25 protein-coding genes, 1 tRNA gene and 1 pseudogene are annotated in these 22863 nt (G+C 63.9%); 16 read left to right on the forward strand and 11 right to left on the reverse strand.

The window, feature by feature from the left end:
- Positions 1-96: 96 nt before the first annotated feature.
- The 3 genes from VHK65_01375 (at position 97) to VHK65_01385 (ending at position 1576) form a co-directional block, all read left to right on the forward strand.
- Positions 97-169: transfer RNA gene (locus VHK65_01375), tRNA-Thr, on the forward strand.
- A 237-nt stretch (positions 170-406) separates the two neighbouring features.
- Positions 407-1003: a hypothetical protein gene (locus tag VHK65_01380; protein ID HVS04803.1), complete on the forward strand. Its 597-nt coding sequence runs from the start codon at positions 407-409 to the stop codon at positions 1001-1003.
- Between the two features lie 222 nt (positions 1004-1225).
- Entirely contained in the window at positions 1226-1576 is a 351-nt protein-coding gene (locus VHK65_01385) for a hypothetical protein (GenBank protein HVS04804.1), read from the forward strand.
- A 412-nt stretch (positions 1577-1988) separates the two neighbouring features.
- Here VHK65_01385 and VHK65_01390 read toward each other — a convergent pair whose 3' ends face one another.
- The 6 genes from VHK65_01390 to VHK65_01415 all read right to left on the reverse strand — a co-directional run bounded on the left by VHK65_01390 (position 1989) and on the right by VHK65_01415 (position 7299).
- On the reverse strand, positions 1989-2348 hold the full coding sequence (locus VHK65_01390) for a hypothetical protein (GenBank protein ID HVS04805.1): 360 nt from the start codon (positions 2346-2348) through the stop codon (positions 1989-1991).
- A gap of 188 nt (positions 2349-2536) precedes the next feature.
- The gene (locus VHK65_01395) at positions 2537-3316 is read right to left on the reverse strand and encodes an ABC transporter permease (protein ID HVS04806.1); all 780 of its coding nucleotides are present in this window, start codon (positions 3314-3316) and stop codon (positions 2537-2539) included.
- Positions 3313-4248: an ABC transporter ATP-binding protein gene (locus VHK65_01400; GenBank protein ID HVS04807.1), complete on the reverse strand. Its 936-nt coding sequence runs from the start codon at positions 4246-4248 to the stop codon at positions 3313-3315. The genes VHK65_01395 and VHK65_01400 overlap by 4 nt, the downstream gene beginning before the upstream one ends.
- Positions 4245-4559, reverse strand: a complete 315-nt coding sequence (locus VHK65_01405; GenBank protein HVS04808.1) for a transcriptional regulator — start codon at positions 4557-4559, stop codon at positions 4245-4247. The genes VHK65_01400 and VHK65_01405 overlap by 4 nt, the downstream gene beginning before the upstream one ends.
- A gap of 9 nt (positions 4560-4568) precedes the next feature.
- A complete protein-coding gene (locus VHK65_01410) occupies positions 4569-5231 on the reverse strand; it encodes a hypothetical protein (GenBank protein ID HVS04809.1) in 663 nt (220 codons plus the stop codon).
- Between the two features lie 88 nt (positions 5232-5319).
- Positions 5320-7299: a helix-turn-helix transcriptional regulator gene (locus VHK65_01415; protein HVS04810.1), complete on the reverse strand. Its 1980-nt coding sequence runs from the start codon at positions 7297-7299 to the stop codon at positions 5320-5322.
- A gap of 390 nt (positions 7300-7689) precedes the next feature.
- Between VHK65_01415 and VHK65_01420 the strand changes: the two genes are divergently transcribed.
- The 3 genes from VHK65_01420 (at position 7690) to VHK65_01430 (ending at position 10974) form a co-directional block, all read left to right on the forward strand.
- The gene (locus VHK65_01420) at positions 7690-7935 is read left to right on the forward strand and encodes a hypothetical protein (protein HVS04811.1); all 246 of its coding nucleotides are present in this window, start codon (positions 7690-7692) and stop codon (positions 7933-7935) included.
- 277 nt (positions 7936-8212) lie between these two features.
- Positions 8213-9829: a hypothetical protein gene (locus VHK65_01425; GenBank protein HVS04812.1), complete on the forward strand. Its 1617-nt coding sequence runs from the start codon at positions 8213-8215 to the stop codon at positions 9827-9829.
- 119 nt (positions 9830-9948) lie between these two features.
- On the forward strand, positions 9949-10974 hold the full coding sequence (locus tag VHK65_01430) for a PHP domain-containing protein (protein ID HVS04813.1): 1026 nt from the start codon (positions 9949-9951) through the stop codon (positions 10972-10974).
- 84 nt (positions 10975-11058) lie between these two features.
- On the opposite strand, the gene VHK65_01435 is transcribed toward VHK65_01430, so the two are convergent.
- The gene (locus tag VHK65_01435) at positions 11059-11472 is read right to left on the reverse strand and encodes a VOC family protein (protein ID HVS04814.1); all 414 of its coding nucleotides are present in this window, start codon (positions 11470-11472) and stop codon (positions 11059-11061) included.
- Positions 11473-11636: 164 nt separating this feature from the next.
- Here VHK65_01435 and VHK65_01440 point away from each other — a divergent pair, with 164 nt between their 5' ends.
- The 3 genes from VHK65_01440 to VHK65_01450 all read left to right on the forward strand — a co-directional run bounded on the left by VHK65_01440 (position 11637) and on the right by VHK65_01450 (position 13042).
- On the forward strand, positions 11637-12047 hold the full coding sequence (locus VHK65_01440) for a VOC family protein (protein HVS04815.1): 411 nt from the start codon (positions 11637-11639) through the stop codon (positions 12045-12047).
- A gap of 75 nt (positions 12048-12122) precedes the next feature.
- Entirely contained in the window at positions 12123-12623 is a 501-nt protein-coding gene (locus tag VHK65_01445) for a helix-turn-helix transcriptional regulator (GenBank protein ID HVS04816.1), read from the forward strand.
- 5 nt (positions 12624-12628) lie between these two features.
- The gene (locus VHK65_01450; GenBank protein ID HVS04817.1) at positions 12629-13042 is read left to right on the forward strand and encodes a VOC family protein; all 414 of its coding nucleotides are present in this window, start codon (positions 12629-12631) and stop codon (positions 13040-13042) included.
- Positions 13043-13197: 155 nt separating this feature from the next.
- On the opposite strand, the gene VHK65_01455 is transcribed toward VHK65_01450, so the two are convergent.
- From VHK65_01455 to VHK65_01465, 3 genes are all read right to left on the reverse strand, one after another.
- On the reverse strand, positions 13198-13611 hold the full coding sequence (locus VHK65_01455) for a hypothetical protein (GenBank protein ID HVS04818.1): 414 nt from the start codon (positions 13609-13611) through the stop codon (positions 13198-13200).
- Between the two features lie 241 nt (positions 13612-13852).
- Positions 13853-14569, reverse strand: a complete 717-nt coding sequence (locus tag VHK65_01460) for a DUF4386 domain-containing protein (protein ID HVS04819.1) — start codon at positions 14567-14569, stop codon at positions 13853-13855.
- Positions 14570-14681: 112 nt separating this feature from the next.
- Positions 14682-14852: a hypothetical protein gene (locus tag VHK65_01465; GenBank protein ID HVS04820.1), complete on the reverse strand. Its 171-nt coding sequence runs from the start codon at positions 14850-14852 to the stop codon at positions 14682-14684.
- Positions 14853-14929: 77 nt separating this feature from the next.
- Here VHK65_01465 and VHK65_01470 point away from each other — a divergent pair, with 77 nt between their 5' ends.
- The 5 genes from VHK65_01470 to VHK65_01490 all read left to right on the forward strand — a co-directional run bounded on the left by VHK65_01470 (position 14930) and on the right by VHK65_01490 (position 20160).
- On the forward strand, positions 14930-15061 hold the full coding sequence (locus VHK65_01470; GenBank protein HVS04821.1) for a hypothetical protein: 132 nt from the start codon (positions 14930-14932) through the stop codon (positions 15059-15061).
- Positions 15062-15141: 80 nt separating this feature from the next.
- The gene (locus VHK65_01475; protein ID HVS04822.1) at positions 15142-17442 is read left to right on the forward strand and encodes a LuxR C-terminal-related transcriptional regulator; all 2301 of its coding nucleotides are present in this window, start codon (positions 15142-15144) and stop codon (positions 17440-17442) included.
- On the forward strand, positions 17439-18692 hold the full coding sequence (locus VHK65_01480) for an MFS transporter (GenBank protein ID HVS04823.1): 1254 nt from the start codon (positions 17439-17441) through the stop codon (positions 18690-18692). The genes VHK65_01475 and VHK65_01480 overlap by 4 nt, the downstream gene beginning before the upstream one ends.
- A gap of 46 nt (positions 18693-18738) precedes the next feature.
- On the forward strand, positions 18739-19218 hold the full coding sequence (locus VHK65_01485) for a DUF1801 domain-containing protein (protein ID HVS04824.1): 480 nt from the start codon (positions 18739-18741) through the stop codon (positions 19216-19218).
- A gap of 123 nt (positions 19219-19341) precedes the next feature.
- The gene (locus VHK65_01490; protein HVS04825.1) at positions 19342-20160 is read left to right on the forward strand and encodes an alpha/beta hydrolase; all 819 of its coding nucleotides are present in this window, start codon (positions 19342-19344) and stop codon (positions 20158-20160) included.
- Here the strand turns inward: VHK65_01490 and VHK65_01495 are convergent.
- The gene (locus tag VHK65_01495; GenBank protein ID HVS04826.1) at positions 20144-20569 is read right to left on the reverse strand and encodes a DUF952 domain-containing protein; all 426 of its coding nucleotides are present in this window, start codon (positions 20567-20569) and stop codon (positions 20144-20146) included. The genes VHK65_01490 and VHK65_01495 overlap by 17 nt on opposite strands.
- A 173-nt stretch (positions 20570-20742) precedes the next feature.
- Between VHK65_01495 and VHK65_01500 the strand changes: the two genes are divergently transcribed.
- Together VHK65_01500 and VHK65_01505 are read left to right on the forward strand one after the other, a co-directional pair.
- Positions 20743-21399 carry a CAP domain-containing protein gene (locus tag VHK65_01500; protein HVS04827.1) on the forward strand — a complete coding sequence of 219 codons (657 nt, stop codon included), beginning with the start codon at positions 20743-20745 and terminating at the stop codon, positions 21397-21399.
- Positions 21400-21477: 78 nt separating this feature from the next.
- Positions 21478-22820 (forward strand): annotated as a pseudogene (locus VHK65_01505) (FAD-binding oxidoreductase).
- The last annotated feature ends 43 nt before the right edge of the window (positions 22821-22863 follow it).

The following is a 22863-nucleotide window of genomic DNA, read 5'->3' on the forward strand; positions in this document are numbered from 1 at the left end:
GAATCCCCCGCAGGGGAAGGGTCGGGATACGAATCCCTCCCCCTATGGGGGAGGGCAGGGTGGGGGCGGTAAGCCCCACATATAATCGGAACGCACGCCGACGTAGCTCAGCTGGCAGAGCAGCTGTTTTGTAAACAGCGGGTCGTCGGTTCGAATCCGACCGTCGGCTGACCCTTTCCGGCTTCAAATGGGCCCGGTCAAGCGCTCACGACCCGATCCGTTATTCCGGCTTGTAGAAGCCAGAGCGCGGCTGGGTTGCGGTGCCAACCCGACGGACGGGTGGCCAGCGGATCACATCAATAGGATGCGATAGTTCTGAGGATCAGTTGACCCAACCCACACTACGACGGCGCGATTGCCAGGAGGATTACCGATGGATTCAGACCAAAGGCCACCGGACGCATTCATGACCGCGCTTGTGACGGAGCACTTCGTCCTTCAGGGAGCTCGTGGCACGCTCACTGCTGAGAGTGCCAGCCGCTCCGCGCTGTATCTAGCATCACTCACCGGCTCGCTAATCGCCCTCGGATTCGTGACGCGTGACGCCGCGGTGCTCGGACCGTTCGCGGCGGCCGTTCTGCCTGCGCTGCTCATCCTGGGTGAGTTCACATACTGGCGCCTGGTCCAGGCTGGCGTCGAAGACCTTCATCATTCTTGGGAAATGCAGCGCATTCGTGTCTACTACCGTCAGCTGGTGCCGCCGGGTTTAGTGTTCTTTGCCGACGCACGGCTGCAGAATCCAACAGCACCGGGGAGGGAATTCATGGGAGTGCGGGCCCGTGATCTGAACGTGCTATTGACGGCTTCCAGCATGGTTGCCGCGATCAACAGCATGCTCGCGGGAGTTGCGGTCGCGCTAGGCGGGCACGCAATCGCGAACCTTTCTGCTGGCTGGGCCGTTGGCCTGGCTACGTTCATCGCGGCTGCCCTGTACCTGGCTCACGCGAGGGTCGCCATCCGTGAGTACAACATTGGCCTCGCCGATCTGAGGGTACCCGCTTAGGCGAAATCTGCCGCCTTGAAGACTCTCGGCGCCGGTACCTGCGACCCGCTAAGCATCGCTGGGGCCTGGGTCGCAGCCAAGCAGCAGGGCATCCGGCCCTCGCGCGCGTCGGGCTGCAGTGACGTGGTTGCATCATGCCGGGTTCTCCTCATGTAGGGCGTGGCGGGCTACCGCCGCTCTCCGCATTTACGAGGAGCCATAGCATCAGCGATACTTGAAATGATGGCTTCGTATTCGGTCAACCAGCGCGCGGTAGCACGAGCCCGACGCCTCATCGACGCCCATCAGTACGTCCTCGACAGCACCTGGGGAGACAGTCAGCCCAGCGCCGAAGACGAAAACGCCTTCTTGGAGTCGCATTCGTGGGACGAGTACGGGGAATGGCATCTCGGCCTGACCGACGGAGCGAACGACGACACTAAGGCCCGCTACGGGTTCGTCTATGGTGACTTCCGTCGCGTGCATCGGATGGGCCTGATCGCATGTCAGTTTCGAGCCGCGGAGTGGCAGCATAAAGAGCTTGAGCTCGCAGCCCATCAGCTCCTGCAGCGTCTCGACAAAACACAGGCTTGAGGGTCACTGAGCCCCAGTCCGAAGACCACCCTTAGCCGGCGGAATCTCGGTCCAGCGCGCCTCCATTCATCACCCGGGTGGCGGCGAGCGTCAGGTCGAGCGGGAGAGGGGCACGATGCCGACGTCGCGCCGCTGGTGGCCGTCTGGCATGGCGACGCGATCTGGTTTAGCGCTGGAGCGGAAGAACGCAAGGCGAGAAACCTGGCGGCGAACTCCTCGTGCATCCTGACCACTGGCCGCACCGACCTCGTGGCAGGCGGGCTCGACGTAGTGCTGGAAGGTATGGGACCGAGGTCTGGCACTTCGTGGTTCGCGACGGCGCATTCAGCCACCACGATGCCGGCGGGCGCGCCTTGGTGTTCCGCGTGCGACCCGTCCGCGGGCTCGGCTTCCGCAAGGGCGAGCTATTCAGTCAGACCACCTGGCGATTTCCCGCGTGAGCCTGTCGGTCGACCCGCAGCGGCAAGTTCAGGCCACGATCGACGAGCTCGTCGCCTCCGGTGGCGAGACCGGGCTTCAGGTCGCGGTCCCTCATCAAGGCGAAGTTGTCGTGGACGCGGTTGCCGGACTCGCCGATCCGCGGGCGGCATAACCCGTGACTGCGGGCACCCTGTTCTTCGCCGCATCCACGGGCAAGGGCGTTGCGACGTCGGTCGCGCACGCACTCATCGACCGTGGCGAGCTGAGCTACCAGCAGCGCGTCGCCGATGTCTGGCCCGAATTCTCCGCGCACGGCAAGGATCGCGTGACGCTCCGCGATGTGCTGCTGCATACTGCGGGCGTGCCGGGCCTGTGGCCCCAGATCACACTCAGAGGATCTCTGTGACTGGGACCGGATGTGCGCCTTCATCGCCAACGAGCCGCCCTGGTGGCCACCGGGTCCTGTGTCCGGCTGGTTCCGGTAGTGCGTGATCCTGCTGTGATCCGGCGCTGGCCGATTCGCGTGTGCGTCCCAGTGCGCTACTCCCAGCGGAAATAGCGAACCGCGATGAATCCGAAGATGACCGTGTAGACGGCCGTAGTTAGTAGCGCCGCATATGATGGGCCCCCATTGAACGCCGAATCGAGCACAGCCCTCGTAGCGGCGCCGCTCGGCGAGTAATACATGATCGTCCGCAAGGGGTCGCCCACCTGTGCCGGATTAACCCACAGACCCGAAAGGAACATCAAACCGAATGCCATCACCCCGCCGGCGGCGCTGGCGACCGCCTGTGATGGCACCAAGGCCACGAGCACCAGGCCAAGTGCGAATATCTCGGCGATCGAGAGCAGGAGCGAAACACCAAAAGGCAGAATCTCCATGTGGAGTGATGCGCCGAACAGGAGCGCGCCACCCAGGAGAACAATCAGGACGGCCGCTGCCGCAAGAATCAGATCGATGATGAGCTGCGCCGCAAGCAGCCGGGACGGATGCAGCGGTGTCGTGGAAACCCTTCTCAGCCAGCCGATCTCACGATCTCTGACCAGAGTGTTCGGCAGGGAAACCGAGATAAATATGAACGCGATGACCAAGATGGTTGGGGTCCAAAGATCGATGATCGTGAGGCCGGTGCTGCCAACGTTTCCTGGTACTTGCTGTCCGATGAACCCGAACACGAGCAGCAAGATTACTGGCAATCCAATCCCGCCCAGAAGGGCAATCGGTTCTCGTAAGGCGAGCTTGCCCTGGACTTTGAGCAATTCGGCGAACTGAACCCTCGACCTGTGACTGGTCGACTCACCCCGACGTGATCCGGTCATGGCTGAACCCCTTTCCCAAAGCTGGAGGCGTCGTCCTTCGTCAGCTTGATGAAGGCATCCTCGAGATTCCCAGCTCTTGCCTCTACATCTGATACCCGAACCCCGAGCGCCGCCAGCGCATTGATTAGCGCTCCCGCGAGATCGCCCGTACCGGTGACGGTAACGAACCTCTCTTTCCTCTCGATTTCGTTGACACCGGGTATTGCTCGCAGGGTCTCCTCGTCAACCGGTTGCGATGGGGCAAATCGGACCCTGCTCCCCCCGGCTTTTGCCGCGATCGCTTCTGGCGTGTCGAGCGCCCTGACCGTCCCATGGTTGATGAGCGCGAGGCGATCACACAGTCTCTCTGCCTCATCCATGAAGTGAGTAACCAGGATCACCGTCACGCCACGGTCTCTCATCCGTTCGATGAGGCTCCAGGTCTCACGCCTTGCCTCAGGATCGAGCCCGGTGGTCAGTTCGTCGAGGATGGCGACCTTGGGGTTTCCCACGAGAGCCAGCGCGATAGACAACCTCTGCTTCTGCCCGCCGGACAGCTTGGTGAATGCTGAATTCTCAACCTCTTTGATTCCCAACGACTCGAGCAGTTCATTCGGATCCTGTGGATGAGGATAGAAAGAGGCAAAGAGCTTGACCGCCTCACCAACCCTCATGCGCGGAGGCAGTGCGCTCTCCTGCAACTGAACGCCGACAAACTCCCTCATCTTGTTTCGGTCCTTCTGCGGAGAAAGCCCGTACACACTGATTGATCCCGAATCGGGAGCACGGAGCCCAGAGATACACTCCACCGTCGTGGTCTTGCCAGCCCCGTTTGGGCCAATGAGCCCGAAAATCTCTCCTTCGCGTATCGAGAAAGAAACGTCATTAACCGCGACCAGTCGCCCGTACCTTTTGACCAGGTGTTCAACCGTAACCACTGGTGCCGCGTTCACGATGCCAGCCCGCCGAGCAGATTGCGCAGCGCTTCGGTGTAGGCATCCAACGCCGCGCGGCCGTGGCGAGTCAGTGTTACCGATGTCAGCGACGCGACCCCGTTGCCGGTCTTTAAGGTACTGATGTAGCGGGCGTCGTCGAGCTTTCGAAGATGGGTGATCAGGTTGCCGGGCGTCAGGTCGAGCATGTTCTGAAGGCGGGTAAAGGAAAGCATGTCGCCCTCGTTCAACGCGGCCAAAGTGACGAGGATCCGTAACCGCGCTGGGACGTGGATCAGCGGGTCGAGCGGCTCAAGCGTGTTGGTGGGCATGGCTAGCCCTTACGGGCGGCGCTGCTGGACCACCAGGGCGGCGGCGTAAGCCAGCAGCACCAGGCAGCAGCCCAGGCCGGTGAGTCCCCACGCCCCGAGCGGTCCGAAGAACGTGCTGACGGAGGCGACGCCGATGATGGCGATGCAGACGCCGAGTTGGAGCCAGTTCTCCCGCATCGCCATGATGCCGGCTGCGGCCGCGGCCAGGGCCATCAGCGGCACCGTCGGCCCGTACACCCCGTACACGATCTCGAAGCTCACGCCGCGGTAGCGCAACGCGCCCTGGATCACCCATGCGCCGACCCCTGCGGCCACAATGGCGGCGGCCTGGGCCTGCAGCTGGCGCCGAGCCCTGCCGCTGACGCCGGCATTCGCGCGCCGAGGAGCCACACTGCCGGCGATCGCCGAGACGGCGATGAGCCCGTACAACACCGCCAGCGACCAGCCGGCCGGACCGCTGTAAACGTGCTGATCGTGCATCGACCACCAGACCGCGCCGTAGCCGAACAGGAATACCCCCGCTCCCGCCACCGCGCCCAACACCGACTGAGGGTCGAACTGGCGCCGAGCCTGCCGTTTGGTTTGCTCGAGGATCCTCGCCGCTTCGCGCGGATCCAGTCCGGCGCCTTCCCCTGCTGTTCCAATCTGGTTGCTGTCGCCTGCTGGGTTCATCACCCCTCCTTTGCGCCACAAACTAACATGTTTTGCAGCACAAAGTCAATCCCCACAGAGCCGCCAACTGCCGTACGACGCAACTCCGCTAAGCCACTGGCATCACGGCTCGCTCAGGCTCCAAGGCAAAGAGACGAGCTAGTTCCGAGCGAGATCGCAAGCCCAGTTTTGCGTAGGCATTCGTCAGGTGAGTCTCGACAGTCTTCAGGCTGATGAATAGGTTGGCCGCGACTTCCTTGTTGGTCTCACCGCTAGCGACGGCACGGCAAACCTGGAGTTCCGCGGGACTAAGCGCTTCGACGGCGGGCCCTCGTCTCCGCCCGATTCGTTCCCCGGAAGCCATCAGTTCGCGTCGCGTGCGAGTGGCCCAGGTCGAGGCACCAAGCCTTTCGAATGCATCCAGGGCGGAATGCAGATGTTCGCGCGCTGAGACGCCGCGCTTCGCTCGCCGCAGCCATTCGCCAAGCAAGAGGTGAGTGCGAGCTTCTTCAAATGGATCGTCAGCCTCGAGATCGATCGCCTGCGAAAACAAGCTGGTGGCTTCTCCCTCGTTCATAGCCAGGAGAGCGCGACTGCGGGCTACTGCCGCATAGCCCCAACGTCCTCGTGTTCGCTCGACGTCCGCCGTGAGTTCGTTGATCACAGCAGCAGCTCTTTCGACGTCGCCGACCCTTACATAGGCCTCGATCAGATCAGCTTGCCAGCGCAGGATATTTGGCTCCCGCTGTTCAATTTGCCGGCATCGCCGACGTAAAGCATCGAGTGCGGTGATCGCCGCTTGCCATTGCTGGTTGGTCACGGCTTTGAAGCCTTCGATCGACCATACATAGGTCGGGATCGAGCCCGTGCCGAACCGCTCGGCGAGCTCCAATGCCTCAGCCAGGTGCCCAGCGCACACGTTGTCCCGGGCAGTTGCCGCTTCCACCCTGGCGAGGCACACCAAGCCGTAAGCTCTGGAACTGTCTTGAGCAGTCTCCAGTGCCAGCAGCACTGACTCACTAGCATCTGCGTAGGCCTCCAACCAGGCACCCGTTCGAAATTCGATCTCCGACAGCAGCGCCAGCGGGTAGGGCAGAGTGACGAGCGCTCCGGCGGCGCGGTTCTGTTGTATAGCCTTTGTCAGCAACTTTCGCGCGATCCGGTAGTCCTCGGCGACGAACATGGCGTAGGCTCCGTTCCACACTTCCACGGGGATAGTGGTGCCGAGATCCGGATCGAGGAACGCGCTCAGGGCCGCTTTCAGCGGTTCCGCGTTGCGAAAGCCGTCGCCGTGCAACAAATGGGCGATGGATTCGACCGCAATAGCACCGGTGATCAAGAGATGATCTCCTGACGCTTGCGCAAGCTCGCGTGCCTGGGTGGCCGTTTCTACCGCCTTTACGAGCTCGGCCGCCATGCAGCATGGGTAGACAGCGTTCGTCAGAAGACGGGCAGCTCGCCCGATGTCGCGGGACTTAATGACTGACGCCTCCCGCGTGAGCGCTTCGTACGCCGCTATCGGGTGTTCGAGCCATTGGGAAATGGTGTGTCGCAGCAAGGTCAAGTCCGCGTGCGTCAGGGGCTCCTCCGTCAATGCCAGAGCCCGGTCCAAACACTCGACGGCGCGTGCGCTCCGGCCGCCAAGCTGGGCCGTCATCGCGGCGCTTGTCAGTCGGCGGACCTCATCCTCGGTTCGACTTGAGAGGGCGGCGGCTCGACCGAAGATCGCCGAGGCGGACTGGTATCCACCGCGCGCTTGTTCCTGCTGACCGATTGCCTCGAGGTCGTTCGCGATCGCGTCGTCCGGGCCGATGGTGGCGGCCGCTCTGTGCATGGCGCGCTCCGCCGTGGCTGCAACGGGAAGGACCGACGCAATCACCCTGTGAGCTTGGCGGCGGTCTTTTGGGCTTGCGCCTGCGTACACCGTCGATCGGATCAGGGGGTGACGGAAACGAACCGCGTCGGTAACCGTCACCAGGCCCGCGTCTTCGGCTGGAGTGATGGCTGCTTCGCAGTCGATGCCCAGTTGGCCGGTTGCGCGTGAGAGTATCGATAGCGAGCCAGCGTCCATAGCCGACGAAAGCAGCAATACCGTCCGGGTCGACGGCGGGAGCTGCCGAAGGCGCGGCTCAAACGCCCGCATCAGGCGCGACCCGACCGGCAATGGATTTGGGAGCGGCTCAAGGCCCATGAGCTGGGCGTCACTCAGAACAAAGGGGAGCTCCTCCAACGCTAGGGCGTTGCCTGCTGCTGCCGAACAGAGCGCTTGGGCAACGTCCCTACTCATCGGTCGAGGATGCCGCTCGAGGATGAAAAGCGAGTCCGCAGTGGTCAACGGCATGAGTTGATACCTTGGCAGGCCTACGGGATCCGTGGGAAGGTCGATTTCGGGTCGCATCGTGACGATTGCTGCCACTGCTTCTTCGCTCAATCGCCGGCATGCAAAGAACAGGGCCTCTCCAGAGGACGCGTCGAGCCAGTGAGCATCGTCAACGGTGATCAGGACGGGTTGCACTGCGGCCGCCGCGGCGATGAGGTTGAAACCGGCCATGTAGGTGACGAACCGATCGCTCGCCGTCGGCGGGCCGAGTGCGAGGGCGGCCCGCAGGCTGGCCGCTTGCAGCTCCGGAATCTGGTCGAGATGGCCGAGGACCGGACGGAGCAATTCGGCAAGCCCGGAGAAGGCAAGGCTCGATTCCGAGGCGACCCCATCACTCCGCAGTAGCGTCAAACCAGTGGCTTTGGAGCGCGCATATTCGAGAAGCGTGCTTTTGCCGCTTCCGGGCTCGCCAGCCAGGAGCAGGACGCCCCCCTCGTGACGACCGGCGGCCTGAATCACGCGATCGATGGCTGCCAGCTCCGCCTCCCTCCCCACGACCACGATTGGATCCTAGCGGCGTCGTAACGGACAGTCCAGAGGGAGTTTCAGGGTTTCCCCCGATGCTCGCTTGGCGTGGCTCACTTATGGTCCTCACAGAACCCTGGGGTTGGAAGGAGGACACATGCACCTGGCTGGCCGCGTTACGAGCTCGCGCTTGCTGTCATCGGTCATCATCAGCGCCGCGGTGATCGTCGTTGCGGGGTCGATCGGCGTGGCTGATTCGCCGGTTACCTACAACGGCTGCGAAAACGTCGCCACCGGCTTGACGCGGTTGCTGAACAATACGAATCTGCCGCCACCGTGGAACAAGTGCTTGGAGGCGGCCGTCATCAAGGCCCTCCATTTGAACCCGGCCTTAACCGAGGTCCCAGTCAGCTGGAATCAGCAGGGACCGCAGGGGATCCAAGGAGCAACCGGGGCCAAGGGAGACACCGGCGCAACCGGGGCCAAGGGAGACACCGGCGCAACTGGGGCCAAGGGGGACACCGGCGCAACCGGGCTGACCGGACCCGCCGGTGCCAACGGGCACTCGGTGCTCAATGGAGCCGGCGCGCCAGGAAGTGCCCTGGGCAGCGTCGGCGACTTCTACATTGACACGGCCGCCAATGTGCTCTACGGCCCGAAGGACTCGGGTGGTTGGCCTGCGTCGGGCGTCAGCCTGATGGGCCCGAAGGGGAACACGGGTGCGGCGGGACCCCCGGGCTCGCAAGGGGCGCAAGGTCCCCAGGGCCCGCAAGGCCCTCAGGGACCGGCCGGCGGCGGGCTGGCATCCCTTGACGCACTGGCAGGCTTGCCATGCAACCTCGGCGGCGGCAACTGGACCGGGACCATAGCCATCTCCTTCGACAATGCCGGCTCGCATGGCGCCACGATAACGTGCGTGCCCGGGAATCAATCGTTGACTGTCACGCTCGCCGCGCTCGATGGCAGCGGGACGACGACTAAGGTCCCGACTGGGGCGCTCATCACCAGCGCACCCGCCGGAATCAGCTGTCCGCCGACATGCTCGGCTGGTTACCCCTTCAATACGACCGTCACGCTGACCGCAACGGCTCCGTCAGGGTTTGGCTTTGCGGGGTATAGCGGCGCCTGTAGCGGCGCGAGCTGCTCGGTCTCGATGGCGGGTGCACGCGCAGTGACCGCGACATTCCAGGGGGACCCGGCCATCACCGTCGCGATGGCCGCCCAAAATCTCGACGGAACGGCGACGACCCTCCCTCTAGGGGCCGTGGTCTCAAGCCAACCAGCCGGGATGGAATGCCCAGGGACATGCAGCTCAACGTTCGCCTTCAACTCAGCTGTGACTCTGACCGTGACGGTGCCGAAGGAATGGTCGGTCCTGAGTTGGGGTGGTCCCTGCACCGGAAATGCCACGACGTGTTCATTCACAGCCACCTCCAATCAAGCGGCGTCGGTCACGCTCATCCACGGCTATAGGCTCGCGCTACGTGTTCAGGGACTCTCTCTAGGGGATACGGGAGCGGTGACGCCATCCGTTGGAACAACACTTTTCCAGGCCTGTTCGGACCTCGGGGACGTTGATTTCGTCGACTGCGTCTACTATTTCCTCGGCGACTCGGTAACCCTCACACGAACCCCGGACGGGGGGCTCTCGATGATTCTGTTCCACTCCTGGTCCGGCGACTGCAGCGGCACCGCCCTGACCTGCGTCGTGACAATGGATCAAGCCCATAGCGTAACGGCCACCTTTGCGACCGGGGTCAACAGTGGCCCATAGGCTGACGCGCTGCTGAAAGCTGACGCCTCCCGGATCGCGAGGGCCGGGAGGCGTTGCCTTTCTTATGCCTTAACCGGCGGAGCTTCAGGCCGCCTCAGGTCTTCAGTACCGTGAAAGCCATGACGCGAGCGGGGCCGGTTGAGGCCCTCGAGAGGATCGCTTATTTGCTGGAGCGGGGGCGTGCTGAGTCCTACAAAGTGCGCGCGTTCCGCCGCGCGGCTCGGGCGGTGGCGGGGCTCGAACCTGAGCAGTTACGGGCGCTGCACAGATCAGGAAGGTTGGCTCAGATCCCAGGGGTCGGTGAGACCACCGCCAAGATCATCACGGAAGCACTCTCAGGACAGACCCCGGGGTACCTGCTCGAGCTCGAGCGCCGAGGCGGGCCGGCCTTAAGCCAGACGGCGACCGGGCTGCGCGGCGCTGTGCACGGAGATTGCCATAGTCACTCCGACTGGTCCGACGGCGGCAGCCCGGTGAGGGTGATGGCGGAAGCGGCCGCATCGCTCGGGCATGCCTACCTGGCGCTGACTGACCAAAGCCCCCGCCTGACAGTCGCCAACGGCCTGGACGCCGAGCGGCTCCGCCGGCAGCTCGACCTGGTCGACCAGCTCAATGCCGAGCTCGCTCCTTTCCGGATCCTGACCGGGATCGAAGTCGACATTCTCGAAGACGGCACTCTGGACCAGGAAGAGCATCTGCTGAGTCGCCTCGACGTGGTGGTCGCCAGTGTCCACTCCAAGCTGCGAATGGAGTCTCCCGAGATGACCCGGCGGATGGTGCGGGCAATCGAGAACCCGCATAGCGACATCCTCGGGCACTGCACCGGCCGGATCATCGTCGGTCGGGGTCGCAAGCCCTCGACGTTCGATCCGGAGAAGGTTTTCGCGGCATGCACGAGGACCGGAACGGCGGTCGAGATCAACTCCCGCCCCGAGAGGGCCGACCCTCCCCCCGAGCTGCTCCGTCTGGCGGTCGGCGCGGGCTGCTACATAAGCATCGACACCGACGCCCACGCACCCGGCCAGCTGGAATGGATGGGACTCGGATGCCAGCAGGCAGCAGAAGCCGGCGTGGATCCCGCCAAAGTCGTCAACTGCTGGGACACCGACCGCCTCCTCGCCTGGACCGCATCCCACGGGAGGTAGGTAGGTGCCGCGGGCGCGACGTGGTTCAGAGGGCGACGAGCCGCGCCAGACACGTCCTGGCGCGACCCGCCGACTTCGACCGGCTTACCGGCGCCCCGCTCCGCTTCGTGCGCGGTCCAGCTGCGCGATCTGGATCAGGTTGCCCGAGGTGTCATTTGCCTGGGCGATGGTCGAGCCTGTCACCTTGGTGGGCGTCATTTTGAATTCGGCGCCGGCGGCTTTCATCCGCTCATAGTCGCCCTGGACGTCGTCCGTGAAGAACATGGCTGCGGGCTGGCCCTGCTGGAAGAGCGCCTCCTGGTAGGCCTTGGCCGCGGGGTTGTCGTTGCGCGCGAGCTGCAGTTCGGTGCCATCCTGGTCTTCAGGCGACGCCACCGTGAGCCACCGATACCCCCCTTGCGAAACGTCCGCCTTTTTCACGAAGCCGGCCACTTGGGTGTAGAAGCGCAACGCCTTCTCCTGGTCATCGACGTAAATGGTGGTCAGTTTGATCTTCATTGCTTTCCTCCTGTCAAATTCGCGGTGTTGGCCGCGTCATACGGTCAGCCTAGGCCCCCCGCTCCGCGATTGCTTCTTGATTTCTGACGGGTCTCAGGAATACGCCCCCACATCGGTCAGTAATGGAGAAGCATTCCCCGCGCGACCTATCTAACGTGCGGGATATGGAATTGAAAGTCTCGCACTGCTTTATAGCCGTGCACGACCACGACGAAGCCCTGGCGTTCTACCGCGACGTCCTTGGTCTCGAGGTTCGCAACGACGTCAGGTACGAGGGCATGCGCTGGGTAACGGTGGGCCCGAAGGCACAGCCCGACGTCAACATCGTGCTCGAGCCGCCGGCGGCCAGTCCGAACGCCTCACCGCAGGACAAGAAGCTGATGTCGCTGCTCCTGGCCGACGGCATGCTGCGCGCCGTCATCTTCGCGACCGACGACTGCGACGCCACCTTCGAGCACGTGTGCCGAGCCGGTGCGGAGGTGTTGCAGGAGCCGATGGACCAGGGCTACGGCGTCCGCGACAGCGCGTTTCGCGACCCATCGGGCAACATGGTGCGCTTCAGCGAGAAGCGGTGATGGGCGAGGGCCTGCCAGAAGAAGTTGAGCCTTATGTGTATCTGGCAGTACTACGTAGGCTTTAAGCTGAAGAACATGGAGGTCGGCGTAAACCCGAACGGCAGAGATGTCCGCTCGACCGTACATCGAGATGTCAGACCCGCATCGGCGCAGCGCCGGCGCGACCTCGCGCGACTGCGCCGCGTCCGCGACCTGATCGACCAGGAGTACGCGCAGCCGCTGGACGTCGAGGCGCTCGCTCGCGGCGCGTCCATGTCGGCCGGGCACCTGAGCCGCGAGTTCCGCCTCGCTTACGGCGAGTCGCCGTACAGCTACCTGATGACGCGGCGCATCGAGCGCGCGATGGCGCTGCTGCGTCGTGGCGACCTCAGCGTCACCGAGGTCTGCTTCGCGGTCGGCTGCTCGTCGCTGGGCACCTTCAGTAGTCGCTTCACCGAACTGGTCGGTATACCGCCCAGCACCTACCGGCGCGAGGCGGCGCGCGCGACGGCGGGGATGCCGCCGTGCGTGGCGAAACAGGTGACCAGACCGATCAGGAATCGAGAAGCGCCGGTCACCGAGCCGCGACTAGCATGACCGCCATGGACCTCACCATTCACGCGACCTTCCTCCCGCACGAAGACCCGGACGCATCCATGGCCTTCTATCGCGACACCCTCGGCTTCGAGGTCCGCAACGACGTCGGATACGGCGGGAAGCGCTGGATCACGGTCGGCCCCGCCGGTCAGCCCGGCACGTCCATCGTCCTGCACCCGCCGGGACTCGGCCCCGGCCCCGTCACCAACGAGGAGCGCCGCACCATTGTGGAGATGATGGCCAAGGGAAGCTACGCCGCCCTCATCCTGGCCACCACCGACCTCGAGGGCACCTTCGCGCAGCTGAAGGCGAGCGGCGCCGAAGTCGTCCAGGAGCCGACCGAGCAGCCGTACGGGGTTCGCGACTGCGCCTTCCGCGATCCCGCGGGCAACCTGATCCGCATCAACGAGCTGGGCTGAGCCGACCGGCTCGCCCAAGGCTGCAGCGTCGCTGGATGCGCCCCTCGGTTACCACTCGCACGACATATCAAAGACTACGGCGTCGAAAGAGAAAGACAGGGGCCGATAAGCCCCCGTCTTTCACACTCTCGGCCCCTCGAATGGGCAGTGGCGTGTTATCGGGATTCGTCTTCTTGCCGGGGTTTGATTGTGGCGATGAACTCTCCCCCCGTATCGAAGACCGTGAGGAGTCCGGAGTTTGCCGGCGACTTTATGGGGTCGGCGGAGGTCAGCTTCTGCCCGTTTACTGTCTTGGCGAAGGGAATTGTTCCCAGACCCGGGATTGAGGTCATCGTAGGCACGCAGCCACCGCTGGAGATGCCCTGAGCACTGCAGAGGACGAAGTAGCCGTGGTAGCGAACACGGTTGTTGCCACGGTCGTCGCCATGGTTCTGTGGTGACACGTCGCCGATGACGTGATCGTGCAGGAAGGGCACACTCCCCTGGGGAGTGCGGGTCTGTGGCGCCAGGACGTAGAAGGGGTGTGTGGGCGCGTTGGATGGCGTGGGGTTGAGGTCGACAAACGTCATCTTGATCTGGACCCCCTCCGACCAGATCTTCTCAAAGCAGGGCGTAGTGGCGCCGCTATCGTTGCAATTACCCTAGCCTGCGGCCTGGACAGGGGAAACGGCTCCCAAGACAAGCGCTAATGCGGCGACGGTTGTCGTGGCGATGCGGACGAGGATTGAATTCAACTTTGACTCCTTTGAATTTCATAAGGAGCCCGGCCAACGCCGGGCTCCAAGTTGTGCCGGGTCAAGGCGGGAACGCTTACCGGGCAGCGTCCGCAGGGACCAGATAACGCTGGTCCACTTCGACGGGGCGGTTGTAAAGGGCGGTGATGGCCGAGGGCTTAAAGCCTTTGACGACCAAATAAACGCCCAGCGAAAACTCCCATATCGCGATCGGGAACGCGGCCACCCCAATAGCACCATGCTGGCCGGTGAGACCGAAGAGTACGGCGACGTCCCCAGCGACCAGAAGGGTCGCGCCGACGAATCCCAGCAGCGGAAGCCACCGTGGCACCAGGCGCGACTGGTACAGGAGCGAGCCAATCAACAGGGCGTTGACGGCAGGAATGAAGCTCTGGCTGAGCAAGAAGATCCGGTCGTACATGCTGATCAGCGCATGGCCGGTAACCAACCCATTTGTTCCGGCTCCCGCCTGCTGCAAGGTCACGAGCGACAGGATGCACGCCACGCCAGCGAGGATGGCCCCGCCTTCCAGGGTTCGCGTGGCGGCGAAGCCCAGCGCGACTCCCTCGTTCTGCCTCTTGACCACCGGGAACAGCGCGACGGCGGTGCCGATGCCGGCGAGGGCCACGATCATCTCCAGGATGGCGCCGACGATGATGCCGGTGTTCGAGCCATGCCCGAGGATGTAGTTCGAAGCGCGCAGCGGATTGTAGAGAAAGAGGGTCGGGATCGAGACGAAGCTGAGCAGGTAGAGCGCGCCCGCGGCAAACGCTGTTTTTCTAATTGGACTCATCTGAAGCTCCTTGTTCTTAAGGTCATCGACGCGACGACCACCGACTTGATGTTCACGACGAGCGCGGCATCACCTGCCCCCATCAACCACCTCCCCTGTGATCGCCTTCATCTCAGCCTCCGTTGCTCCCGTACCGCAGCACGGCGTCGACGTAGTCTTCTCTGCGGGCCGCAGCCTCGCAGGCCGAGACGAACTCGATCAGCTCCGTCAGCTGTGCGTCGAGCGAGGCGATTGCTGTTGGTTCGTTGCGCGCGGTCTCGGCGTGACTGTTTAGCTCGTTCATCACTCATCTCCTATGGAAAGTGCCGGGGTGGAAGACAGGCTTGTGACCTCGTAACCGTGCATGGCTTCGAGAAATGGTTGAAAGCTGCCACAAACCAGGCAGCAAACCCGGTGGCCGTCGACCTCGACCTCGGTGACCCCTATTGCCTGCGCGATTTGTCGCGCCGGAGGCGGGCCGACGAATGTCACCTCAACTCGCTGGATCGCTAGCTCCTTCGTCATACTTGTCAGCCTGAGGCCGCAGCCTGCCGCGCGAATCGTCAGGATTACTGATTCGATGCGTAGTCACCATGGCCAGACCTAAGCACCGGGTGGGCAATCTACCGGCGGAGGCGACGAGCTTCGTCGGCCGCCGCCGCGAGCTTGGCGAGATCAGAAAGAAGCTCACGACGGCCCGGCTCGTCAGCCTCGTGGGGCCAGGAGGGGTCGGGAAGACCCGCCTCGCACTTCGGATTGCAGCGGATCTCGGGCGTGGATTCGCGGACGGCGCCTGGTTGGTCGAGCTCGCCGACATTCGGGACGGGGCCCTCGTGACCAACGCCGTGCTCGCAGCCCTGGACCTCCGAGACCAAGCCGCTATGAAGCCGCTGCAGATCCTGCTCTCCGACTTGCAAGACAGGCAGCTATTGCTCCTCCTCGACAACTGCGAGCACCTCCTCGGAGACGTCGCTCCTCTGGTGACCGAAGTCCTTCGCGCCGCGCCAAGGCTGACGGTGATCACGACCACTCGAGAGCCGCTCCAGGTGCCAGGCGAGCACGTTATTCCCATTCCGCCGCTGCAGATCCCTCCTGGCGACGGAACGGTACCGCTCGCTCAGCTGCGACAGAACGAAGCCGTCATGCTGTTCAGTGAGCGGGCGGGAGCGGCATCGGGCACGTTCGAGCTCACCGGCTCCAACCAGGCGGTGGTCGTCGCGCTGTGCCGCCGGCTTGACGGCTTGCCGCTGGCGATCGAGCTCGCGGCGGTCAGAACCCGAGTGCTCAGCGTGGAGCAGATCCTCGATCGGTTAACTGACCGATTGGCGCTGCTCACCGGCGGAGGCCGCGCGGCACTCCCGCGTCATCAGACGCTTCGAACGACGATTGACTGGAGTTACGACCTGTTGACGCCGGCCGAGCAAATGCTGTTCAGGCGGTTATGCGTGTTCGCCGGTCGATTCACGTTGGTGGATGTCGAGTCGGTTTGTACGTCCAATGAGGTGCCTGCCATGGGGGCGTTGGACATCCTGTCCGCTCTGGTCGACAAATCGCTGGTAACCAAAGAGGACGTCAGGGGACTTGCGTGCTATCGACTACACGAGACGCTGCGCGAATACGCCCGCCTGAAGTTGGGGGATGCACATGAGGAGGAACGTCTCGACGAGCGGTGCCTCGAGCACTACCGGACGACCTGTCTGCGATCGGCGGACAAGGCTCGGTACCGGCTTCTCGAGTGGCTCGCGTGGGCCGAGCTGGAAATCGACAACATCCGAGCGGTGCTTCAGCAATGCCTGGCGCGCGGCGACTTTGCGCGCGGGCTCGATATCGCCGCCTCGATGAAGTACTACTGGATCACGCACGGGACCACGGAGGCCGTGCGCTGGCTCGACCCACTGCTCGCGTCCGGCGAGGCGTCTCCGCTCACGCTTGTGCGGGCTTATTACCTTCGTGGTTGGTTGAGCCTGCTGCAGGCCGATCCCGCGGCCGCCAGGCCATGGATCGCGCGAGCCGTTGTGGCCGCTCGCGGGACGGGGCCAGCAGCGCTGTTGTCCGAGGCACTATCGATAGCCGCGACCGTCGAAAACATGGCTGGCGAGCATGAAGTGGCGAGACGCTACCTCGATGAGGCCGAAGCCATCACCGCGGGTCTGGATGACTTCCCCGCGACGATCGAGTTGGTGCAGTCTCGGGCGATTCACGCGATCTTCGAGGGGGACCTCCAGACTGTCAGAGCTGCGTCTTTGGAGGGCGTACGCCTCAGCCGAGAAGCCGGTGACCTGTACCAACTGGAAGCCATGCTTCGCAACCTCGGCATGGTGGGAATGATGTCAGGCGATCTTCATACCGCCAGCTCGCAGTTCCGCGAAGCCTTGCGGGTCGCTCGGCACGTCGACAACCGGCTGGGCCAGTCTTACGGACTCGGGGCTGCAGGCTGGTATGCGGCCAACACCGGCCAGGCGCGAGCAGCGGCACAGCTGCTCGGGGCAGCAGAAGCCGCGGGGAGGCAGACCGGCGCGGACATCATGGGCCCGTTTGTTCCAGTGCTGGCCCAGGCCAAAGCGTCGGCCAGGGGAGCGCTGGGATCGTCGAAGTTCGAGGCCGAATTTCAGGCGGGCGCCCGCTTGAGCCGCGTGGCGGCATTGCACCTCGCGCTTGGCGAATCCGATCAAGCCGAGGTCGCCGCGTCTGATGGCGCGGGGGGCGCACCCCTCGGAAAGCGGGAGCTGGAGGTCGCGCGGTTAGTCGCCGACGGGCTGAGCAACAAGCAGATCGCCGCCCGCTTGTTCATTTCCGATCGTACTGTCGCCACTCACGTGGGCAACATCCTGAACAAGCTCGGGCTCAACTCACGCGCCCAGGTGGCGAGCTGGATGGCATCGTTGAATCGATGACGGCTGCGCTGGCCCCTGAGTCGCCCGTAGCGCACAGGGTCGGATGGGGGTTCATCTCGCTCTACACGTTGGCGTTCATGAGCACCAACCTGGTGTTCCTCGCGCCGGTGCTGGTCACCTTGCCACTAAGGGTCAACTCGCTGGTGGGGCTCCAACAGGCACCGAAGAGCCTGGCGCTTGTCGCCGGGATCGGCGCGCTGGTGTCAATGTTCGGTAATCCGTTCTTCGGGAGGATGAGCGACCGCACTTCGTCGCGGCTGGGCATGAGACGCCCATGGATGGTCATAGGCCTGGTGGGTGGTACCGTCGGCATCCTAATCGTGGCGTTGGCACCCAACATCGCGGTCGTCCTCGTTGGATGGTGCATTGCCCAGCTATTTTTCAACGCGCTGCTCGCCGCCCTGGTGGCGGTATTGCCCGACCAGGTCGCGCGCGCGCAACGCGGTCTGGTCTCCGGTGTCCTGGGCGTCTGTCTGCCGATCGCGTCGGTCAGTGGCACCTTTCTCGTCAAACTTTTCACCGGCCGCCCCATCGCTGCGTTCCTGGTCCCGTGCGCGACTGGCGGGCTCTTCATCCTGCTCTTCGCGATCGCGCTGAAGGACCGTCGGCTTGCCAGGGCGAGCAGGCCGACCTGGTCGCTGCGGGAATTCGCCAGCACCTTCTACGTCAAACCGCGGACCAGCCCAGACTTCGTTTGGGCCTTCGCTAGTCGCTTCATGTTCCTTCTGGCCTACGCCCTCCTGACCACCTACGAGGCCTATTTCCTGCTAAGCAAAATCGGCAGCGCCGTGGCCGACGTGCCGCAACAGATCTTCCTCGGCACACTCGCCCAGTCGGTCGTCATCATCGCCGCTTCGCTCATCGCCGGCAAGCTCTCTGACCGGACGGGCCGAAGGAAGATCTTCGTTTTCACCGCATCGATCGTGTACGGCCTGGCGATGTTCGCGGTCGCGACCGCCAGCAATTTCAACGGATTCCTGGTGGGCTTGGCTATCAGCGGACTCGGCTTCGGCATTTATGCGGCCGTCGACCTCGCGCTAGTCGTCGACGTGCTACCGCACAAAGACAACGTCGCCAAAGATCTCGGCGTGTTCAACATCGCCGGCGCTCTCCCCTTCTCCATCGCGCCGGCGGGCGCGCCCGCCATCCTGGCGATCGGCAGCGGCAACTACGGCGTGCTTTACGCCTTCGCCGGCATCTGCGCCATCATCGGGGCCCTCGCCATCCTGCCGGTCAGGGGTGTCAGATAAAGTGGTCAAATGGCAGACAGGGCTCGTGAACCTAGAACAAGCATCTATGGCTGAGAAGAAACCTGCAAAGAAGGCCACGCAGCGGTCCGCCAAGAGCACCACTGCGATCGGCAAGAGGTTCAGCGGATTTACGGACGAGGAGCGAGGCGCGATGAAGGCCCGCGTCCAAGAGATGAAGGCGGCCGGGAACGAGGCGGACGGGGAAAGCGCCGTGCTCGCGAAGATCGCCGAGTTGCCGGCGCCGGATCGCGCCCTGGGAAGGCGGCTCCATGCGATCATCAAAGCCGGCGCACCAGCTCTCTCGCCGAGACTCTGGTACGGGATGCCAGCGTATGCCAAGGACGGCAAGGTCGTCTGCCACTTCCAAAGCGCGCAGAAGTTCAAGACGCGGTACGCGACGTTGGGATTTAGCGACGCGGCGAACCTCGACGAAGGCACCGTGTGGCCGGTCGCCTTCGCGCTGAAGCAGTTGACCGCCGCCGACGAGGCAAGGATCGGCGCGCTCGTGAAGAAAGCGGTGAGCTGAGGACTGAGCTCGCCACTGGCCCCGCACTAGGCGGATCGCCGGTCCGTCTCCGATGAATACGCGGCACGGATGGAGTCTTCATCTTCGGCACGCCGTTTCCATCATCAAAAGAAGGAGCACCACGTGAAGACCGATTGGACCACCGAGACGACGGGCACCGGCCTGTACGCCGAGGTCAACGGCATCAACCTCTATTACGAAACCTATGGAGCTGGGCGCCCGGTGATCCTGCTGCACGGTGGGCTTGGATCGGGCGAGATGTTCGGGCCGATTCTTCCAGTGCTCGCGGAGCGTCACCAGGTCGTCACCGTCGATCTGCAAGGACATGGTCGCACGGCTGACATCGATCGACCGATCAACGTCCGGCTCATGGCCGGTGACATCGCGGCACTGATCGACCACCTCGGGCTGGACAAACCCGACGTCGTGGGTTACTCGCTCGGTGGTGGTGTAGCGCTGCAGACAGCCGTGCAGTACCCGGCGAAGGTCCGTCGGCTCGTCGTTGCCTCAGCGAACATCCGGCCCAATGCCATCTATCCGGAGATGCGGGCGCAACAGAGCCAGGTAAACGCCGCCGCAGCTGACTTCATGAAAGACACGCCCATGTACCAGCTGTACCAGCGGGTCGCGCCACACCCTGAGGACTTCCCACGGTTACTGACCAAGATCGGCGAAGCGATGTCGAAGGACTTCGACTTCACCGAGGACGTCCGCAGGCTCCAGGTGCCGACGCTCATCGTCGCTGCCGACGCCGACATGGCGCCGCCCAGCCACTACGTCGAGGTGTTCAAACTGCTTGGTGGCGGCCTCAAAGACGGCGGCTGGATGGGCGAGGGCCGGCCGAAGGGCGGCCACGCGCTCGCGATCCTGCCGGGCCTGACCCACTACAACATCTTCAGCTCGCCCCTATTCGCCGCGGCTACTCTCACGTTTCTGGAATAGGCGGTGTCATGGTTTGGGCGGAGGGGACCGAGAAAGTAAAGGTGCCGTCCGTGCCGGCGGCCAGGGGCGTGGTGGCGACGACCGCATCGAGGTTGAGCGGACCGTAGACATGAGGGAAGAGCTCATGGCCGCCCTGAAGATCCTCGTATCGCACGTCGACCTTAAGCCTGTCGATCGCAATACGCAGGACGACCAGGTTCCCCACGCCGCGAAAGAACGCGTTGGCCACAAAAGAGACCTGCGCTTCGAAGGCGCAATGCACGAAGCCCACCTGGGCCAGCCTCAGCCCTCTCGTCGATAAGGCGTAGACGCCCTCCGTCTGCGCGTGCGCCCAGTCGGCCTCCGTCGTGATGTGGAAGATGTCTCGAGGTGCTGGCCCAGGGGCAACCGACTCAGGTGCGATTCCCACAACGTAACTCAGGCCCTGCTGTTGAGTCCCGGCGCCGGATGTGAGCCTGCCACTGTACCGCTTCCGCGGCTTCTGGGCGCTGCTCCGACCGAGGGCACCGATGTTATAGTCTCCACCCGGGGAAACGTCCCTTCCGCTATATGAATTTGGGGATCAGACCGGTATCAGTACTGATGAGGTCGCTTCTGTCGCGGGGCGCCCTGGTTTGGTTGATCCTGCTGGCAGTGGTCGCGATCGGGTACGCCGCCCCGTCGCCGTATTCCGCTCCCACGCAGCATGCGTTGTTAGTGCAATCGGCGGCAGCCACCACGATCCGGCAAATCTTCGACCCTGCATCCGAACTACTCCCACGGGAGGTGGCCCGCCGGACGCCAACGCCATCGGCGCAGCCCCGAGTTGTGGCCGCGCGGGTGCCGCAACGAACAGCCAAGCCGAAGCCGGTGCCCGCGTCGGCAGCGCCGTCCCAGGCCGTCGTCGGCAGCGGCCAATGGCGCATGATCAATCAGGACCGCCAGGCCGCCGGTCTAGCGCCGCTGCAATGGAGCCCCTGCCTGGCAAACGTGGCGACCGGGCAGGCGGCGCGCATGGCGGCACAGGGCTACATCTCTCATGCCAACGGCCGTAGCCTCGACCTCGCCTGTCACCTTGGCTCGCGGGCCAGTGAGAGCATCGGGTTCCAGGGAGGCGGCATCAACGATGCGGCCATGAACGCGTGGTTCATGGGCGATCCGATCCACCGGGCCAACATCATGGGGCCGTATCGCTACGTCGGCGTGGCCTGGGTGATCGCGCCCAACGGCACCGCCTATCTCGCCATCGAATTCGGTTAGCCCCCCAGACTGCTGAACGGTCGAAAGCTCATACCAGCCGCGCGATGACTTTCGTCGCCTGAGGCGGTCATAGTGAGCATGATCCGAGAACGCCTTACCAGGACCCTGGACGGCGACATCCTCCTACCGGGAGATCCTGGCTATGACGCGGCGCGGGCGGTGTGGAACGCGATGGTCGACCGGCGGCCCCGTCTGATCGCTCGCTGCCGCAACGTCGCGGACGTGCGGTCCGCGGTGCGGGCCGCCCTCGATCTCAACCTCGAGATCGGCGTGCGTTGCGGCGGACACAGCGTGGTCGGCCACGGGGTCCGAATGACGGGCTGATGATCGATCTCACCCCGATGGGTGCGGTTCGTGTCGATCCGATCCGGAAGCGTGCGTGGGTGCAGGGCGGCGCACTGCTTGGTGCGCTCGACCGAGCGACCCTACTGCATGGTCTAGCCACGACGGCAGGAAACGTTTCGCACACAGGGGTCGGTGGCCTCACCCTCGGCGGCGGCATGGGCTGGCTAGCGCGGCAATATGGACTTTCGTGCGACAACGTCGCGGGGTTCGAGATGGTCACGGCCGACGGCGACGTCGTCCATGCAAGCCCTACGGAGAACGCCGATCTCTACTGGGGACTGCGCGGTGGTGGCGGCAACTTCGGCGTCGTCACTGAATTCGAATTCCGGCTCCACGAAGTCACACACGCCGCGCTCGTGACTGAGCTTTCATTTCCAATCGAGGCTGCTGACTCCGTGCTTCGCACCTGGCGTGACCTGAGCGCGGAGGCGCCCCGCCAAGCGACCTTCACCGCCAGCCTGGCGGGCGACCAGAACGTCGTCACGGTGGGGTTCGTCTGGGTGGGCCATCCACGGGCCGGCCACCCGCTACCAAGCATGAAGCCGCTGGGCAGGCCGCTGACCGAGCATGTGGCCGAGCTGTCATACGTCGATCTCCAGCGGATGGATGACACTCCCCAGGGACACGCGCTGCGTCGAAATTGGAAGGGCCATTACCTCCGCGAGCTATCCAACGATGCAATTGAGTCCCTGTTGAAGAGCCGAACGGACCCACCGACCGGAGGTCTCCCAAGCATCGGCTTGCAGGCGTATGGCGGCGCGATCGCCGAGGTGCCCGATGAAGACACTGCCTTTGCCTTCCGCGACACGTCCTTCGAATACGTCGCCGCGAGTCGGTGGACCGATCCCGCCGAAGACGACACCCGAATCGGCCTGGCGCGGCGCACAGCCGCCGCTCTCGATCCGTTCGCTCGAGGCCAGTACGTCAATACGCTAAGCGACGAAGGCGCCGAAGGGGTGCGTCGCGCGTATCCGCCGGATAAGCTGGCGCGGCTGACCGCGCTCAAAGACAAATATGACCCACGGAACATCTTCCATCTCAACCACAATATTCCTCCCTCAGACCCACGTGACTAGTCAGCCCGAAAAGGCTGGCAGCGACCGACGGACCGAGCGACCC

The sequence above is a fragment of the Candidatus Dormiibacterota bacterium genome (assembly GCA_035544955.1).
Taxonomy (GTDB): domain Bacteria; phylum Chloroflexota; class Dormibacteria; order CF-121; family CF-121; genus CF-13.